Source organism: Pseudomonas sp. QLc11A, from assembly GCF_052112305.1.
In the GTDB taxonomy this organism is placed as follows: domain Bacteria; phylum Pseudomonadota; class Gammaproteobacteria; order Pseudomonadales; family Pseudomonadaceae; genus Aquipseudomonas; species Aquipseudomonas laurylsulfatiphila.
In genome coordinates this window covers 341,866-357,275 of sequence record NZ_JAVAJJ010000003.1, presented here as the reverse complement: position 1 = coordinate 357,275, position 15,410 = coordinate 341,866, and the positions used below count along the sequence as shown (strand labels likewise).

General features: G+C 58.9%; 18 protein-coding genes and 1 tRNA gene. 7 read left to right on the top strand and 12 right to left on the bottom strand.

Translation table 11 applies throughout. The annotated features are described in order from the left end of the window. Positions 1–19: 19 nt before the first annotated feature. Positions 20–748, top strand: coding sequence for an aspartate/glutamate racemase family protein (locus Q8X48_RS07160; RefSeq protein WP_008017624.1), 729 nt, complete (start codon positions 20–22; stop codon positions 746–748). Positions 749–880: 132 nt separating this feature from the next. Here Q8X48_RS07160 and Q8X48_RS07155 read toward each other — a convergent pair whose 3' ends face one another. Then, positions 881–1,804, bottom strand: a complete 924-nt coding sequence (locus tag Q8X48_RS07155) for a LysR family transcriptional regulator (protein WP_407799536.1) — start codon at positions 1,802–1,804, stop codon at positions 881–883. A gap of 124 nt (positions 1,805–1,928) precedes the next feature. Here Q8X48_RS07155 and Q8X48_RS07150 point away from each other — a divergent pair, with 124 nt between their 5' ends. Continuing rightward, positions 1,929–2,675, top strand: coding sequence for a 3-oxoacyl-ACP reductase family protein (locus tag Q8X48_RS07150; protein WP_407799535.1), 747 nt, complete (start codon positions 1,929–1,931; stop codon positions 2,673–2,675). 140 nt (positions 2,676–2,815) lie between these two features. Here Q8X48_RS07150 and Q8X48_RS07145 read toward each other — a convergent pair whose 3' ends face one another. After that, positions 2,816–3,511, bottom strand: coding sequence for an HAD-IA family hydrolase (locus Q8X48_RS07145; RefSeq protein ID WP_095964046.1), 696 nt, complete (start codon positions 3,509–3,511; stop codon positions 2,816–2,818). A 247-nt stretch (positions 3,512–3,758) separates the two neighbouring features. Between Q8X48_RS07145 and Q8X48_RS07140 the strand changes: the two genes are divergently transcribed. Continuing rightward, on the top strand, positions 3,759–6,977 hold the full coding sequence (locus Q8X48_RS07140; RefSeq protein ID WP_407799534.1) for an RHS repeat-associated core domain-containing protein: 3,219 nt from the start codon (positions 3,759–3,761) through the stop codon (positions 6,975–6,977). On the opposite strand, the gene Q8X48_RS07135 is transcribed toward Q8X48_RS07140, so the two are convergent. The 6 genes from Q8X48_RS07135 to Q8X48_RS07110 all read right to left on the bottom strand — a co-directional run bounded on the left by Q8X48_RS07135 (position 6,940) and on the right by Q8X48_RS07110 (position 9,401). Continuing rightward, entirely contained in the window at positions 6,940–7,182 is a 243-nt protein-coding gene (locus tag Q8X48_RS07135; protein ID WP_095964044.1) for a hypothetical protein, read from the bottom strand. The two genes, Q8X48_RS07140 and Q8X48_RS07135, sit on opposite strands and share 38 nt — an antisense overlap. A 107-nt stretch (positions 7,183–7,289) precedes the next feature. Then, a complete protein-coding gene (locus tag Q8X48_RS07130) occupies positions 7,290–7,472 on the bottom strand; it encodes a hypothetical protein (protein WP_015096083.1) in 183 nt (60 codons plus the stop codon). Positions 7,473–7,488: 16 nt separating this feature from the next. Continuing rightward, positions 7,489–7,956, bottom strand: a complete 468-nt coding sequence (locus Q8X48_RS07125; protein WP_407799533.1) for a YMGG-like glycine zipper-containing protein — start codon at positions 7,954–7,956, stop codon at positions 7,489–7,491. Positions 7,957–8,068: 112 nt separating this feature from the next. After that, a complete protein-coding gene (locus Q8X48_RS07120; RefSeq protein WP_015096085.1) occupies positions 8,069–8,437 on the bottom strand; it encodes a hypothetical protein in 369 nt (122 codons plus the stop codon). Between the two features lie 310 nt (positions 8,438–8,747). After that, positions 8,748–8,936 (bottom strand): hypothetical protein, encoded by a 189-nt coding sequence (locus tag Q8X48_RS07115; RefSeq protein WP_033047548.1) that lies wholly within the window; start codon positions 8,934–8,936, stop codon positions 8,748–8,750. A 144-nt stretch (positions 8,937–9,080) separates the two neighbouring features. Further along, entirely contained in the window at positions 9,081–9,401 is a 321-nt protein-coding gene (locus tag Q8X48_RS07110; RefSeq protein WP_015096087.1) for a YbjQ family protein, read from the bottom strand. Positions 9,402–9,701: 300 nt separating this feature from the next. On the opposite strand from Q8X48_RS07110, the gene Q8X48_RS07105 reads away from it, so the two are divergent. Then, positions 9,702–10,283 (top strand): hypothetical protein, encoded by a 582-nt coding sequence (locus Q8X48_RS07105; RefSeq protein ID WP_407799532.1) that lies wholly within the window; start codon positions 9,702–9,704, stop codon positions 10,281–10,283. Between the two features lie 155 nt (positions 10,284–10,438). Here the strand turns inward: Q8X48_RS07105 and Q8X48_RS07100 are convergent, their stop codons facing one another. From Q8X48_RS07100 to Q8X48_RS07090, 3 genes are all read right to left on the bottom strand, one after another. Continuing rightward, positions 10,439–10,771, bottom strand: coding sequence for a type II toxin-antitoxin system HicB family antitoxin (locus Q8X48_RS07100; RefSeq protein ID WP_008017639.1), 333 nt, complete (start codon positions 10,769–10,771; stop codon positions 10,439–10,441). Positions 10,772–10,815: 44 nt separating this feature from the next. Next, positions 10,816–11,022: a type II toxin-antitoxin system HicA family toxin gene (locus Q8X48_RS07095; RefSeq protein ID WP_407799531.1), complete on the bottom strand. Its 207-nt coding sequence runs from the start codon at positions 11,020–11,022 to the stop codon at positions 10,816–10,818. Positions 11,023–11,337: 315 nt separating this feature from the next. After that, positions 11,338–11,427 (bottom strand) — tRNA-Ser (locus Q8X48_RS07090). A 308-nt stretch (positions 11,428–11,735) separates the two neighbouring features. Here Q8X48_RS07090 and Q8X48_RS07085 point away from each other — a divergent pair. The 3 genes from Q8X48_RS07085 (at position 11,736) to Q8X48_RS07075 (ending at position 14,497) form a co-directional block, all read left to right on the top strand. After that, positions 11,736–12,425, top strand: a complete 690-nt coding sequence (locus tag Q8X48_RS07085; protein WP_102702387.1) for a crotonase/enoyl-CoA hydratase family protein — start codon at positions 11,736–11,738, stop codon at positions 12,423–12,425. 214 nt (positions 12,426–12,639) lie between these two features. Beyond that, the gene (locus Q8X48_RS07080) at positions 12,640–13,362 is read left to right on the top strand and encodes a lysophospholipid acyltransferase family protein (protein ID WP_095964037.1); all 723 of its coding nucleotides are present in this window, start codon (positions 12,640–12,642) and stop codon (positions 13,360–13,362) included. Positions 13,363–13,525: 163 nt separating this feature from the next. Beyond that, positions 13,526–14,497: a magnesium and cobalt transport protein CorA gene (locus tag Q8X48_RS07075; protein WP_407799530.1), complete on the top strand. Its 972-nt coding sequence runs from the start codon at positions 13,526–13,528 to the stop codon at positions 14,495–14,497. A 100-nt stretch (positions 14,498–14,597) separates the two neighbouring features. On the opposite strand, the gene Q8X48_RS07070 is transcribed toward Q8X48_RS07075, so the two are convergent. Continuing rightward, positions 14,598–15,320: an amidotransferase gene (locus tag Q8X48_RS07070; protein ID WP_007971914.1), complete on the bottom strand. Its 723-nt coding sequence runs from the start codon at positions 15,318–15,320 to the stop codon at positions 14,598–14,600. Positions 15,321–15,410 lie beyond the last annotated feature (90 nt).

Genomic DNA, 15,410 nt, shown 5'->3' with positions numbered 1-15,410 from the left:
TCCGCAATAAGGACTCCCCATGCGTATTCTCGTGGTCAACGTCAACACCACCGAATCCATCACCCAGGCCATCGCCCGCTCGGCGCAGGCCGTGGCCTCCCCCGGCACGGAAATCGTCGGCCTCACCCCGCACTTCGGCGCCGACTCCATCGAAGGCAATTTCGAAAGTTACCTGGCGGCCATCGCGGTCATGGACCGGGTGATGTCCTACGACCAGCCATTCGACGCGGTAATCCAGGCCGGCTACGGCGAGCACGGCCGCGAAGGCTTGCAGGAACTGCTCAACGTACCGGTGGTGGACATCACCGATGCCGCCGCCAGCACGGCGATGTTTCTCGGTCACGCCTATTCCGTGGTCACCACCCTCGATCGCACCGTGCCGCTGATCGAAGACCGCCTCAAGCTCTCGGGCCTGTGGGACCGTTGCGCCTCGGTACGGGCCAGTGGCCTGGCGGTGCTGGAACTGGAGCACGAACCGCAACGCGCACTGGAAGCCATCGTGCACCAGGCCGAACTGGCGGTGACCCAGGACAAGGCCGAAGTGATTTGCCTCGGTTGTGGCGGCATGGCCGGGCTGGACGAGCAGATTCGCCGGCGTACCGGGGTACCGGTGGTGGATGGGGTGACGGCGGCGGTGACCATTGCCGAATCGCTGGTGCGGTTGGGACTGTCGACCTCGAAGGTGCGGACCTATGCGACGCCGCGGCCGAAAAACATCATCGGCTGGCCGGCGCGGTTTGCCCGGTAGACCGCGTTATCGCTCATCGCGGGCAAGCCACGCTCCCACAGGTTCTGTGTCGTATCGCGGTGGTGAGAACGACGCAATACCTGTCGGAGCGTGGCTTGCCCGCGATGGCCACGCCTCGATCCCGAGCCTTGCTCAAACCGCACTAAACCTCTGCCCCAACCCCCGCTCGGCAAACTGCTCGATGACGAAATCGACAAACGCCCGGGTCTTGCCAGGCAGCAGTTTATGTTCGGCGTAATAGATGGAGGTGTAGCCGTCGTCGATGTACCAGTCCGGCAACACCCGCTGCAACCTGCCCGCTTCCAGGTATCCCGAGGCGAACGGCATACTCACCAGCGCAATGCCCAGACCTTGTGCGGCGGCGACGCAGGCGGCCTCGGAGTCGCTCATGGTCATCCGCGCCTTGAGCGTCAACGGGCTGTGTTGCTGATTGCGGTGGGTCAACTGCCAGGAGCGCACGCGACCGGTTTGCGGCGAGCGGATCAGAATCCCGTCGTGGTGCTTGAGGTCGTCCGGCTCGGTGATTGACGCATGTATCGCCAGGTAATCCGGCGAAGCCACCAATACCCGATGCGCCGGACTCAGCTTGCGCGCGACTACGCCCTGGGGTAATTCGAAGCCGCCGCCGATTGCCGCGTCGAACCCCTGCCCGATCAGATCGACCTGGCGGTTGTCGAAGTGCCAGTCCGGGTTGATCGCCGGGAATCGCCGCAGAAACTCGCCGAGCATCGGCACTATGTACAGGCAACCGAATACCGTCCCCATGCTGACCTTCAATGTACCCGCTGGCTGCCCACCGGCGCTGGCGAGGTTGGCCACGGCATTCTGGATGGTGTGCAGGCTGGTGCTGACTTCGCCGAGAAACAACTGACCGGCCTCGGTCAGCGTCAGGCTGCGCGTGCTGCGCTGAAACAATCTGACGCCCAGGCGCGCCTCAAGCTTGGCAACGCTCTTGCCCACCGCCGCCGGCGTCAGGCTCAAGCGTCGCGCCGCTTCGGCAAAGCTGCCGACCTCGGCGCTGCGCACAAAGCATTCGATACTGCTGAAGGTTTCCATAGACGCCACTATAAACTTTTGGTTTACACAGACTATCGCAATTATGGCCTACACAGCTCGTAATCCTGAATCGATACTAGCCTCCATCAACCGGGACACCTCGCCTCGGAACTTGGAGATCGACATGACTACTCAGAACCTCAGCGGCAAAGTGGCATTGATTCAAGGTGGTTCCCGCGGTATCGGTGCAGCCATCGTCAAGCGCCTGGCCGCTGAAGGCGCGACCGTTGCCTTCACGTATGTCAGCTCGACAGCCAAAGCTGAAGAGTTGCAACACAGCATCACCGCTACAGGCGGCAAAGCCCTGGCCATCAAGGCCGACAGCGCCGACGCCGACGCGATCCGCGGCGCCGTGTCCGCCACGGTGGAAGCCTTCGGTCGCCTGGATATCCTGGTCAACAATGCAGGCGTGCTGGCCGTCGCACCGCTGGCCGAGTTCAAACTCGAAGACTTCGACCAGACCCTGGCCATCAACGTACGCAGCGTGTTCATCGCCACCCAGGCCGCAGCCAGGCACATGACCGAAGGCGGTCGCATCATCAACATCGGCAGCACCAACGCCGACCGCATGCCCTTTGCCGGTGGCGGCCCGTACGCCATGAGCAAGTCGGCACTGGTCGGCCTGACCAAAGGCCTGGCCCGTGACCTCGGCCCGCAAGGCATCACCGTCAATAACGTGCAGCCGGGTCCCGTCGACACCGACATGAACCCGGCCGAGGGTGACTTTGCGGAGAGCCTGATCCCGTTGATGGCCGTGGGCCGGTACGGCAAGGCTGAAGAGATCGCCAGCTTCGTCGCCTACCTCGTCAGCCCGGAAGCGGGTTACATCACCGGGGCCAGCCTGACCATCGACGGTGGCTTCGGGGCCTGATGCATATCTGTCAACTGCAATAACTGTGGGAGCGAGCCTGCTCGCGAAGAGGGAGTATCAGACACGTTGATGTTGTCTGAAACACCGCTTTCGCGAGCAGGCTCGCTCCCACATTTGCCAGAGTCATCCCGTCTTTTCAGCTAGGCCCACTCAAGCGCAGGCAAACCAAAGGCGTCCGGCTCGAACGCCTTCAACGTACGAAGAATGCCATCGGCGTGTGCGTATCGGGCGTCGGCCATTGCCGCATCCGGAATCGCAATCGCCGTCATCCCCGCCGCTTTCGCCGCGGTGACACCAAAGGGCGAATCCTCGAACACCAGGCAATCCTCGGGCGCGACGCCCAGACGCCGCGCCGCCGTCAGGAAAATATCCGGCGCCGGTTTGGCTGCCCCCACCTCGGGGTCATCGGCGGTGACGATGAAGTCGAACAAGGTGAACCAGTCGCGGTGCAGGGTGGTTTTCTGACCAAACGACTGGCTCGATGAACTGGTACCCACGGCAATGGGAATGTTGTTGGCCTTCAGATGCCGTACCAGTTCCTGTGCGCCAGGCATCGCCTGCGCTGTAGGAAAGCGCTCGCGCATCAGCGGCTCGCGGATCACCAGAAACTCTTCGGCGGTAATCGGCAGGTCGAGCGCTTCAACCACATAGCGCGCCAGATCCCCTGCGCCCCGGCCAATGATGTTCTGCTTGATGCTCCAGTCGAACGTTCGGCCATAACGCGCGGCGATGATGGACGTGACTTCGGTGTAGATGCCCTCTGTATCCAGCAGCAAGCCGTCCATATCGAAAATCACGGCCTTGATCGGGCCGAATGTTTTGAGCGGTGCATTCATCGCATCTGATCCGTTTTCCTAGGCATCCCGGGCGGCGCAGGTGAGGCCCGCACCCGAATGGATTAAAGGATTCAGCAGCATAACGAGCGTGGCCGTATCAGAGCAACGTTGAAATCCCGATCCACGCCGAATGGCTCTCGTGATTTAGCGATTCGCCCTACATCAAACGCCAACTTTCCCGACTTCTTTCCTGGAAGATCCTCCGCAGAGTCTCAGGTCCTACATTCCGCCAAGCGAAAGTCTGCAGATGTTCGATTCCCAAAAGGTATTGGCATGTCCCGCCAGCGGTTCCCTGACACAGGCGCACAGGTTCGCCGCCAGTATCGATACCATCGAGCGCACCGCCCCCCAAAAAGGCCCGGTGTCGATGGTCACCGGTGAAGTTTCGCTGGCCCTCACGGACGGCACCCTCGACGGGAACTTGCCGTTCGACTTCACCCGCCTCTATCGCACCCGTACCGTCGAACTCGACAACGGGCTCGGTTTCGGCTGGCGGCACTCGCTGTCCCAGCATCTGGAATTCCACGGCGAGCAGGTGCTGTGGATCAACGCCGAAAACCGCCGCACGCCATTTCCATGGCCGACGACGGCGCGCCCATTGATCCGTAACAGACTGTCGCGGGCGGCGATTTACCTCGGCGAAGAACCGGGCGAACTGATTCTCGCCCAGGCTGGCGACGCGGCACGCTTTTTTCATTTCCGCGATGGCCGACTGATCGCGATCAGCGACGCCTACGACAACCGCCTGACGGTACATCGGGACGGCCTTGAGCGGATTCAGCGCCTGGACAACGGCGCTGACCGTGCCTTGCTGCTGCGTTATGACCTCAAGCACCTGGTGGCCGTCGACTATCAGGTGTTTCAGCGCTGCGGGCCCAAGGCGTACACCTGGCGCACCGAACAGACACTGGCCAGCTACCGCTACGACGCCCGCCAGCGTTTGGTCGAGGTGACCAACGCCGCGGGTGAAAGCGAGCGTTATGACTACGACGAGCAGCACGTGATCCTGCAACGGCAAATGGCGGGCGGCGCGAGTTTCTTCTGGGCGTGGGAACGCTCCGGCAAAACCGCCCGTTGCGTCCATCATTGGGCTTCGTTTGCGCAGATGGAGACGCGTTACGTCTGGAACGATCAAGGCACCGTGACGGTGAACAACGCCGACGGCAGCCAAGAGGTTTACGTTCATGACCCATTCGCGCGCTTGGTGCACCACATCGGGCTGGACGGCGGCGAACAGCACAAGGCCTACGACAATCTGGGCCGATTGATCTTCGAGCAGGACGCCCTCGGCGCCGTCACCCAATACCATTATGACGAAGCCGGTCGACTGAGCGCGCTGCTTGCGCCGGATGAGGCGCCCACGTCCTACAAGTATCGCCACGGTTTCCTGCACGCCCGCACCCGCGCTCAGGCGACGTGGAGCTACCAGCGCAATGCCCAGGGAGACATCACTGCCGTCACCGATCCCGACGGACAGATCACCCACTATTCCTACGACTCGCTGGGGCGCTTGCTGACGATCCGCTTTCCAGACCAGAGCATTCACCGGTTTGTCTGGAGCGTCCTGGGGCAATTGCTGGAAGAAACCTTGCCCGATGGTTCTCAGCGCATTTTTTCCTACGATGCGTTGGGGCGAAGGATTACCGGGCAGGACGAACACGGTGCCATCACCCGTTATGAGTGGGACTCCGTGGGTCGACTGAGCCGGACCACGTTGCCCACGGGCGCCTGCCGTGCCTGGCGCTACAACGCCTACGGTCGGATCACCGCCGAGACCGACGAACTGGGACGGGTAACCCGTTACGAATACGCCGACGACCTGCATTTGATCAGCCGTCGGATCAACCCCGACGGCAGCGCGCTGAAGTACCGCTACGACCATGCGCAATTGTTGCTGACCGAGATCGAAAACGAGGTGGGCGACACTTACCGTCTGGACTACACCCCGGGAGGATTGATCCGACAGGAAACCGCCTTCGATGGACGTCGTACCACCTACAACTACGACCTCAATGGCCAATTGCTGAAGAAAACCGAGTTTGGCGACGAAGGTTCACAGCTGGTTACCGGCTATCAGCGTGACAGCGCCGGGCGGTTACGGGTCAAAACCTTGCCCGACGGAGTCAGGGTCGAGTACCACCACGACACGCTCGGGCGACTGGTCAGCGTCGATGACGGCCGGGACCCACCGTTGCAGTTCGAATACGACCTTCAGGACCGACTGATCAGCGAGCATCAGGGCTGGGGCACCCTGCGTTACGACTACGACGTCTGCGGTCGGCTCAAGTGCCTGCACCTGCCCGACGCCTGTATCCTCGTCTACCACCACGCCAAGGGAGGCGCCCTCACGGCCATCGACCTCAACGGCACACCCCTGACCCGCCATCGCTTTGTCGGCGGGCGCGAACAGCAGCGCCAACAGGGCCTTCTGCTCAGCGATTACACCTACGACGAGCAAGGCCGTTTGCAGGCCCATGTCATCAGCCAAAAACAACGACCGCTGTACCGCCGTGAGTATGCCTACAGCGCCAAGGGCAACCTCTTGAAGGTTACCGACAGCCGCCACGGTTCACGCCGCTATCAATACGATGCACTCGACCGCCTGACCGGCGTACATCACGCCCGCGACCAGTGCGCAGAGCACTTCACCCACGACCCGGCCGGTAACCTGCTGATCCACGAACATCCCGGCCCGTGTGTTTTCCAGGGCAACCGCCTGCAGCGCAGTGGCAGTGGCAGTGGCAATGACGGCAGCTACTACGACTACGACGCCTTCGGCAATCTGATCCGCGAACGCCGCGGCCTGCCGCCCCAGGTCACCGAATACACCTACGACAGCCAGCACCGCCTGATCAGCGTCAGCCCCCCGGACGGTAAAGGTGTCAGCTATCGCTACGACGCTTTCGGCCGGCGTATCCAGAAAACGGTTGAAGGCTACACCACGCAATACTTCTGGCAAGACGACCGGCTGATCGCCGAAAGCGGCCCCCGGCACTACCGCAGCTACATCTACGAACGCAGTGAACCCGGCAGCTTCCGCCCACTGGCGCTGCTCGACGGCAAAGGCCGGGCACAAGCCTGCGCCTACTACTTTCAACTCGACCACCTCGGCACCCCGCAGGAACTGACCGGCCACGGCGGTGCGATCGTCTGGTCGGCCAAATACACCGCCCACGGCAAACTCCGCAAATCGAGTCGCGAATGGCTCGAACAACCCTTACGGTTTCAGGGGCAATACTTCGACGCTGAGAGTGGCCTGCACTACAACCGGCATCGCTATTACCATCCGGACTTCGGTCGTTTTCTGACACCGGATCCGCGCAAGTCGGGCGGTGGGTTGAACCCGTATCGGTACACCCGCAACCCGACGGGGTGGGTGGACCCGCTGGGATCGGGCGACCCCCTCGGCTCGATTCGCTCAGGAAGCATTAAGGACCCGGATGCCCTCGCCGCCGCTTCGAAGTAGCCGGCTCTCCCGAGCCGTCGGTATCTGCATCGCGCTGATCGTGCGGATCTGCCTCGACATTCTCGTCGCTCTCGTCGCTCGGCACTTGCTCCACGCCGGCATCATCGTCCGGCGGTCGTTGGTCGCGGCTCAAGGAGTCGGTAGGTGACGGCAGCGGATATTCCGGAGTTTCATCAACGTCGAAGGCCTTTGGATCAGTGTTCATATCGCACCTCTCATCTGACCTCAAGAGCAGGTCATGACATATCGAGGACTGCGCGATGGACGCGTTCGACCAGATAGACGATCGGTTGATTCGGCAACAGGGTTCAATCAGTCCTCGTCCTCTTCCTCATCATCAAACTCGATATTTCCCACATCGCCTGCGTCATCGGCATCGTTAAGTGGCACCGTGGCATCATCCATCAGCGATCCCGGATCTTCATTGCCGGGATCGTTGATGGATGGTTGTCCACTTGGGTCTTTGTCTTCCGTGCCTTCGGATTCCAGAGTCATGGTATGCCTCACTCAATCAGTGATGCTTTTTGTGGTGCTTGTTCGAGTGTTTATGGCCGCCACCGGAATGGGAATGACCACTGTCATCCCCCAGATCATTGCCGATCGCGCCGCCGGCTGCACCGCCAAGGCCGGCACCGATGGCCGATCCGGTCGAACCGCCAAGACTGTTGCCGACCACCGATCCGCCCGCCGCGCCCAAACCACCGCCTACCGCCGCTTCGGTGCGATTGCGCTTGGGCGCGGCAACGGCACTGCCGGCTGCTCCACCGACACCCGCACCAATCGCTGCGCCAGTACTGCCACCCACCTGGCCACCAACCACGTTACCCAGCACCCCTCCAAGACCACCGCCCACCGCGGCATCTCCGTTACCGCCTGCCAGCGCCACCTGGGAGAGCAGCAATCCAAAAACAATTGCAGGCAACATCAATCGTCGAGTCATCGGGCTTGCGTTTTGTTTGCCGTCGGTTTTGGGGTTCATGGCACGCCTCGCATTCTTCAGGGGTATGGAAGATTTGAGCCGTTGCGGCGTAAATCGTTCATATATGAAAAAGCCCGGCATCAAGCCGGGCTTTTTCACATCTGGATCAGCATCAGTGACGCTTGTGACCGTTGGCCAGGTTGCTGCCTACACCGCCGCCCAAAGCACCGCCCAGGCCTGCGCCAATGGTGGCACCGGACTTTCCACCCAGGCTTTTACCGATCACCGAACCACCGGCTGCGCCGACACCGCCACCGATGGCAGCGCTGGTGCGATGACCTTTTTTGGCGGCAACTGCGCTGCCCGCCGCGCCAGCAACGCCCGCACCGATCACTGCGCCAGTGCTGCCGCCCATCTTCTGGCCGACCACGTTACCCAATGCGCCGCCCAAGCCACCACCCAACGCGGCAGTACCGTCACCGGCCATTGCACCTTGAGCAACCAGAAGCCCCAGAACCAGAGCAGGCAGTGTTAAACGCATGACAAAAACCTCAAAAAATAGGGGTACACACAAGGGGGCGAGATTGAATGCTTTGGCGCGGATAGAGTCCAGCACGCCGGTCCAACTTCGCGATTGGCGACGGTTGGACAGCTATTTTGGAAAAGGTTTTACGACGGGCAAAAAAAAGCCCGCTGGGGAAACGGGCCAGGTGTTGCTTTCTAACGGATAAGTCGAGACTACGGCAGCTGTTGTGAAAAGTTTGTGAAAGATCGCCACTTTAAAAAATTAGTCATGAAAACCTTTCAGACATGAAAAACCCCGCTCAATGACGGGGTCTGCCTGGGTTCGCCTACTTCCTGACCGGTGCTGTCACCTTGGGCAGGAACTTGCCCTTCAGGACTCGGCACGCCCTGGTCTTGATCTTGTCGACCTCTGTCTGGTCTTCGCCGAAACTGGCCACATACTGAGTCTGGCCACACTGCACGCAATTGTTGATCGGAAACTCTGCGCCATCGTCCTCGATATACGGATCAGCCATCTCTTCACCCCTTTCAAAGAGCGGGATCGACACCGGCAAGCCCTTTGCCTGAAAAATATCGATCGCCAAGGCTTTTGAGACTAGCCGGTCACTAATGGACTGTCCGTTCGAATCTCCATGTGACCGACGAATGGCTGCGATCCCTCATCGCAACTTGACCGCTGTCCCGGTCACAAACACGACGACCATCCCGCCCTTGCCGGCCGGCATGCTGATCTCATAGTCAAGCCCCACCACCGCGTCCGCCTGAAGCGCCCGCGCCCGCTCCTTGATCTCATCAGTGGCCTGAATGCGTGCTTCCTTCAACGCTCGCTCCAGCGTCTGGGAGCGCCCGCCGAAAATGTCGCGCATCCCGGCAAATACGTCACGAACAACGTTGATCCCTTGCACTGACTCGGCGCTGACGATGTCCAGGTAGGCGGTAATTTGCCGGCCTTCAATGGAGTGGGTTGTGGTGGTGATCATTGCTGTTTATTCCTGTTCAGATATTCAGCCGGCGCATCAAACGCCGGCAAAGTCACGGGATCATTGGCGAGTTGCTGGTCACCGGGTGTGATGCGTAACGGACGATGACCATCGGCACAGTCGCTATGAACCTGGCTGTGCCACGAAAACTTGCGGAGGATGGAGCATGATGTCGATTCCATTCGTAGAATCCGGACAGTCTAACAGCCGGCTCACCCTGTTCACTTCTTGCATGGCCAATGCCAGAGCGCCCTGCTGCTATGCTGAAAAGATCGGTTCCCTGCACTTGAGACCATCAGCATGGCGGCAGAAGGCAATCATTCCTCGTTCACTTGCAAGGCTATGGCCTACTCGGCTGCAGGCTTCCTTATCGCCTTGATCATTGCCACAAAGCTACTCGACACTTACTTCGAGCTGACGTTGTTGGCTGAGACCAAGGGATGGCTGCTACGTACATGGAGTTGGCTTCAGCTGGAAACGCCAATGCCGAATTGGTCACTACTGACGATTATCGTGGCTTTCGTCAGCACCCTGACTTTAGTGATCTACTACCGCAGCAATGATGGAGCCTACAGCGAGCTACATGAGATAGAGCGAAAAATTTACAAAAAGAACAACCCACAGTTTCCACAGTTGACAGATAACCAAACGCTGCTGATGGAAGTTTTGGCCTATCACGCAAACTTCAGAAAAGTTGCAAACCTGGACTCGATTTGCAAACTGGTCTCACTCAGCAAGCTTGAAGTGGAAGAGGGTCTGAAGCAACTCCAGGCTAAACGTCTTGTGAATCAAAAAGTGACACGGGGTACGTTCGGCGCCACCATTTTTGAACTTACCCTGGCAGGTAAGGACTATGCGCAAGAGCGGTTTGAGCTGACTTAGTGGGTTTTTCTGCCACGACTTTACACATGTAAAAACTGAATGCGGTGCAGGCCAGTGAGCTTGGCCATTTCTTTGCAAAAGCACTGATGCCATTGCAGCAGTCCGATTCCGCAGTCACACCTGACCAGGTACCGCAGTGAACAAATAACACAACCTTAGGCATGCGCTTCGCGATCAAGCACGTCGGCGACCCACTGATTGATACTCTTGTGAGCTAACTGCGCTTTTACCGCGACCGTTGCATGCAGTGCGGGGGCCAGACGCAGACTCAGATTGCCCGAATAGGGTTTCTGCGGTGCACGTCCGAGCTTGGCGCACGTTTCCAGATAGTCAGTGACGGCCTCTTCGAACGCCGCTCGGAGCTCCTGGACTGACTCGCCGTGAAACCCAACGACATCCTTGATGCCTGCGATGTGGCCGACAAACAGGCCATCTTCGTCGCTGTACTCAATTCTGGCTGCATAGCCGTTGTAATTCATCACGTTCACGGCGTAACTCCTGCTTGTTCAAGGAAAGCCCGAGCGTCACGCACCTAGTAGGGCTTGGCTTCTTTGTCGGGGTGGGGACGGTGAAAGGTGGCCACCACGCCATTGAGTTCAAAACGTACTCGCGATCCATTGCCTTCAATGGTTCTGGCGCCTGCTGCGCCGAGCAAGGACTCGATACGCGCCCACTCCAGCGTGGCCGGGGCTGGCCTTGAGAACACAGCTTTGAGCGTACTGAGCTGTTTATTATTCATGGTATTATATCATGATACCGCGCCGAGTTTAGCAACCGCGAATGACATCGCTGATGCATGAAGCCCTTCAACACGTGCGAAGAAAACGCCGCTTACCCAGCAATAGGAAAGCGGCGTTTTCGTGTCTGAGGTTCAGATTTTGTTTGGGGCGGTTACAAGAATATCCGGTGGGTCTCGCTGAAGTTGTAGGCAAAATCTGAGAGTTGCGTAAGGAGGTACGCTGCTTATTGTTCCTATATCGCCTTTTTTCAGACGCAAAAAACCACAAACCCCTGACTCTCTCTAGGAAAATCAGGGGTTTGTGATTACTAAATGTGGCGGTGAAGGAGAGATTCGAACTCTCGATACAGTTTCCTGTATACACACTTTCCAGGCGTGCTCCTTAAGCCACTCGGACACTTCACCGTATCTCTTCAAACATGTTCTGTCTGTCGAGGCGCGCTAATGTAGTCGAAAGCTTTTCCGATGGCAAACATTTTTTTCAGAATTTTCATGCGGTTAACGCGATTCAGCGTTTGCGCGCCCTGTGGACCATGGCAAACCGGCCAATCTCCGGCTTCGTGCCCTCCTCTATATAGAGGGGAATGTGCAGCAGGCGCGGCGGGCTGCGCCTGGCGGGTAGGCAAAGGGTGACTGGCGGGTCAGTCACGGCGCTTTACCTGGCCTGCGGCGGTGGGTAACGTCTGCCCAACTTTATTGAAAGGAATAGCGTCATGAGTGAGTTGATTTCCTACCATCTCGAAGACGGTATCGCGACCCTGACCTTGAGCAATGGCAAGGTCAATGCCATCTCCCCGGATGTGATTGCCGAGTTCAACGCTGCGCTGGATCGGGCAGTGACTGATCGTGCGGTGGTGATCATTACCGGCCAGCCGGGCATTCTCTCTGGCGGTTATGACTTGAAGGTGATGACGGCCGGCCCTAGAGAAGCCGTGGCACTGGTGACCTCCGGCTCCACCCTGGCCCGCCGCTTGCTGTCGCACCCCTTCCCGGTGATCGTGGCGTGCCCGGGGCATGCGGTGGCCAAGGGTGCGTTCCTGCTGTTGTCGGCCGACTATCGCATCGGCGTAGACGGTCCGTTCAGCATTGGCCTGAACGAAGTGCAGATCGGCATGACCATGCACCACGCGGGCATCGAGATTGCCCGTGACCGCCTGAACAAAGTGGCGCTTCAGCGCTCGGTGGTCAACGGTGAGATGTTCAATCCACAAGGCGCCGTGGCTGCCGGTTTCCTGGATGTCGTGGTGTCGGCGGAAGAACTGCAAGGCACGGCACTGGCGGCGGCTCGTCAGTTGAAGAAGATCAACATGACCGCGCACAAGAACACCAAATTGAAAGTGCGCAAAGCACTGCTGGAGGCCCTGGACAACGCGATCATCCAGGACCAGGAGCATTTGGGGTAAGCCCGGATCTGCTGCAACGAAGAGCCCGACCGTCGTGTCGGGCTTTTTCGTACCTGTCCTGGTAAAACTTCTGTGACCGCTCTAGACCGCATCTGACCAATTGGTCGGAAACATCAACACAAACATCGGCTATCTCTCACTACTCTGGCAGCAATTGCCGAAAACAGTGCACATCCGTACACTGCGCCACCTTTTGTCCCGGTGGTGCCTGTAAATGCTGTTTTTGTTCCGTATGTCATTGATGGGCCTGCATTTTATCGTGGCGGGTGTGCTGGGTGTAATCCTCGGCCTGTGCCGGCCTTTCAACCCGGACAACAGCCGCCTGTGCGCACGCCTGTATGCGTGGCCGGCCATGTGCATTTTGCGTTTGCGGGTGAAGGCCGAAGTCGGGCCGTTGATGGATAAACCTGACAGCTGCGTGATCATCGCCAATCATCAGTCCAACTATGACTTGTTTGTGTTTGGCAACGTGGTACCCCGCCGTACCGTGTGCATCGGCAAAAAGAGCCTGAAATGGGTGCCACTGTTCGGGCAGTTGTTCTGGCTGGCCGGCAATGTGCTGATCGACCGCGGCAATGCGCAAAAGGCGCGCAAGTCGATGTTGACCACCACCCACACCCTGCAAAACAAAGACACTTCGATCTGGGTATTCCCGGAAGGCACGCGCAACCTGGGTGAGGAGTTGCTCCCCTTCAAGAAAGGCGCATTCCAAATGGCCATTGCCGCCGGGGTACCCATCGTGCCGGTGTGTGTCAGCAGTTACGTCAAACACATGCAATTGAACCGCTGGCGCAGCGGGAAAATCCTGATTCGCTCGTTGCCGGCGATTCCTACCGCCGGATTGAGCCTGGACGACATGCCCCTGCTGATTGCCCAGTGCCGCGAGCAGATGCGTGAATGCATCGAGTCGATGGACCGGCAACTGCAAGCCGCCTGAACAAGAAAACCCGCCTGGTGCGGGTTTTCTTTTGCCTGCGAGACTTTACCGGCGAACTCGGCAGATTTAACTGACTCTCAAACCCTCGCGAGGCTAAGCTGATCGACACTGCCATTGCATTTGTTGCCAATTGAAAGCGGCCAAGAAGAAGTGAATCACCATCATGGGTAGAGTTGTTGCTGCTGCGGTTTATAGCGCCGGTAAGAAAGTCACCAATATCACCCTCGACGAAGGCGCAGCCTGGGCGGCAAAGCCCGGGCACTTTGTCTGGATCGGCCTGGAAGAGCCGAATGCCGAGGAACTCTACAACCTGCAACGCCAGTTCAACCTGCACGAGCTGGCCATTGAAGACGCCCTGGAAAAGCACAGCCGGCCGAAGCTGGAAACCTTCGGCGATGCGCTGTTCATCGTTACCTACTCGCCGATTCGTAATGAAGGCAAACTCGAGTTCATCGAAACACATATCTTTGCGGGCAAGGGTTACATCATTACCGCACGCAACGGCCATTCGGCTTCCTACGCCTATGTCCGACAGCGCTGTGAGGCACGTCCGATTCTGCTGGAGCACGGAGAAGATTTCGTACTTTACGCCATCCTCGACTTCGTCATCGAAAACTACCAGCCAATGGGTGAAGCCATCCATGCTGAAATCGATGAGCTGGAACACAACGTACTTTGCAGTGCGCTGAATGAGCATGACATTCAGAAACTTCATGGCTTGCGCCGGGATGTCTTGCGCCTGCGTCGTTACGCGGCGCCGATGGTGGAGATTGGCGAGGAACTGCAAAAGCTGAGCTTCCCGTTCATCGACAAGAACATGCGTCCGTACTTTCGCGATGTGCAGATCCATGTAACGCGGCAGATGGAAGACCTCACGACCCTGGCGGATATTGCCAGCCAGACGATTGAGGTCGGGGTGCTGCTGGAGGCCTCTCGCCAGAGCGTGGTGCAACGCAAGTTTGCGGCCTGGGCGGCGATTCTGGCCTTTCCGACGGCGGTGGCGGGGATTTACGGGATGAACTTCCAGAACATGCCGGAGTTGAGCTGGCACTACGGCTATTTCGGGGTGCTGGGGTTTATTACGGTGGGCTGCCTGGGGTTGTGGGCCAGTTTCAAGAGGTCCGGCTGGTTGTAGGAGCGAGCTCGCTCGCGAAAAACCTGAGAGCACCCTGGGCTGTCAGGTTTGGCGCGTTATCGTTCACGACCATCGCGAGCAGGGCTCGCTCCTACAGGTTTTAAACAGCGGCCGGCTTGTGCGCGACAAACCGCATCATCCATTCGGCAACCGTTGTGCCGTGGTGCTCCTGCTCCAGGCTCGCAATGCCTTTGGAGTAAATCTGCTGGCCCAGCGCATCCTGACGAATCTCCAGCAAGGCGCGGGAGTAGTCGTGGATGAATTCCGGATGCCCCTGGAAGCACAGCACCTGATCGTTGATGTGATAGGCGGCATAGGGGCAGAAATCGCTGGAGGCGATGACCGTGGCGTTCTCCGGCAGCGACGTGACCTGATCCTGGTGGCTGATCAGCAGTGTCAACTCCTCGCGTACAGGACTCATCCACGGCGCCTTGGCGGCCAGTTTGTAGTTATGGGTGCCGACGCCCCAGCCCTGGGTCGCACGCTCGCTCTTGCCACCGAGCAGCAATGCCAGCAACTGATGACCGAAGCAGACGCCGAGCAACTTGTCGCCACGCTCGTAGCGGGTCAACAGGTACTTCTTGAGGGTTTCGATCCACGGGTCGGTGCCGAAGGAATCGGCCTTGCTGCCCGTCACCAGGTAGGCGTCGAATGTCAGGTCGTCGCTTGGGTATTCACCCTGCACCACGTTGTAGACGGTGAACTCGGCGGCAATCGGCTGCTGCGAAAACAGGTGTTTGAACATCTGCCCGTAGCCCTGATATTGGTCAACCAATTCCGGACGCAGGTGGTCGGTTTCCAGAATGCAGATGCGTAACGACATAAAAAATACCTGACACGTGATGGGAATAATGCACACCCCAGAGCCTGCCTCGAAACACGGTGACAAGGCAAGCCCCGAAATGTGTCATCA

Excerpts from the sequence above, each read along its gene's own strand:
- Q8X48_RS07095 (WP_407799531.1), bottom strand. The coding sequence starts at position 11,022 with ATGAATAATAAACAGCTCAGTACGCTCAAAGCTGTGTTCTCAAGGCCA.
- Q8X48_RS07140 (WP_407799534.1), top strand. The coding sequence starts at position 3,759 with ATGTTCGATTCCCAAAAGGTATTGGCATGTCCCGCCAGCGGTTCCCTG.
- Q8X48_RS07155 (WP_407799536.1), bottom strand. The coding sequence starts at position 1,804 with ATGGAAACCTTCAGCAGTATCGAATGCTTTGTGCGCAGCGCCGAGGTC.
- Q8X48_RS07135 (WP_095964044.1), bottom strand. The coding sequence starts at position 7,182 with ATGAACACTGATCCAAAGGCCTTCGACGTTGATGAAACTCCGGAATAT.
- Q8X48_RS07075 (WP_407799530.1), top strand. The coding sequence starts at position 13,526 with ATGGGTAGAGTTGTTGCTGCTGCGGTTTATAGCGCCGGTAAGAAAGTC.
- Q8X48_RS07070 (WP_007971914.1), bottom strand. The coding sequence starts at position 15,320 with ATGTCGTTACGCATCTGCATTCTGGAAACCGACCACCTGCGTCCGGAA.
- Q8X48_RS07115 (WP_033047548.1), bottom strand. The coding sequence starts at position 8,936 with ATGGCTGATCCGTATATCGAGGACGATGGCGCAGAGTTTCCGATCAAC.
- Q8X48_RS07125 (WP_407799533.1), bottom strand. The coding sequence starts at position 7,956 with ATGAACCCCAAAACCGACGGCAAACAAAACGCAAGCCCGATGACTCGA.
- Q8X48_RS07160 (WP_008017624.1), top strand. The coding sequence starts at position 20 with ATGCGTATTCTCGTGGTCAACGTCAACACCACCGAATCCATCACCCAG.
- Q8X48_RS07150 (WP_407799535.1), top strand. The coding sequence starts at position 1,929 with ATGACTACTCAGAACCTCAGCGGCAAAGTGGCATTGATTCAAGGTGGT.
- Q8X48_RS07080 (WP_095964037.1), top strand. The coding sequence starts at position 12,640 with ATGCTGTTTTTGTTCCGTATGTCATTGATGGGCCTGCATTTTATCGTG.
- Q8X48_RS07145 (WP_095964046.1), bottom strand. The coding sequence starts at position 3,511 with ATGAATGCACCGCTCAAAACATTCGGCCCGATCAAGGCCGTGATTTTC.
- Q8X48_RS07130 (WP_015096083.1), bottom strand. The coding sequence starts at position 7,472 with ATGACTCTGGAATCCGAAGGCACGGAAGACAAAGACCCAAGTGGACAA.
- Q8X48_RS07120 (WP_015096085.1), bottom strand. The coding sequence starts at position 8,437 with ATGCGTTTAACACTGCCTGCTCTGGTTCTGGGGCTTCTGGTTGCTCAA.
- Q8X48_RS07105 (WP_407799532.1), top strand. The coding sequence starts at position 9,702 with ATGGCGGCAGAAGGCAATCATTCCTCGTTCACTTGCAAGGCTATGGCC.
- Q8X48_RS07110 (WP_015096087.1), bottom strand. The coding sequence starts at position 9,401 with ATGATCACCACCACAACCCACTCCATTGAAGGCCGGCAAATTACCGCC.
- Q8X48_RS07085 (WP_102702387.1), top strand. The coding sequence starts at position 11,736 with ATGAGTGAGTTGATTTCCTACCATCTCGAAGACGGTATCGCGACCCTG.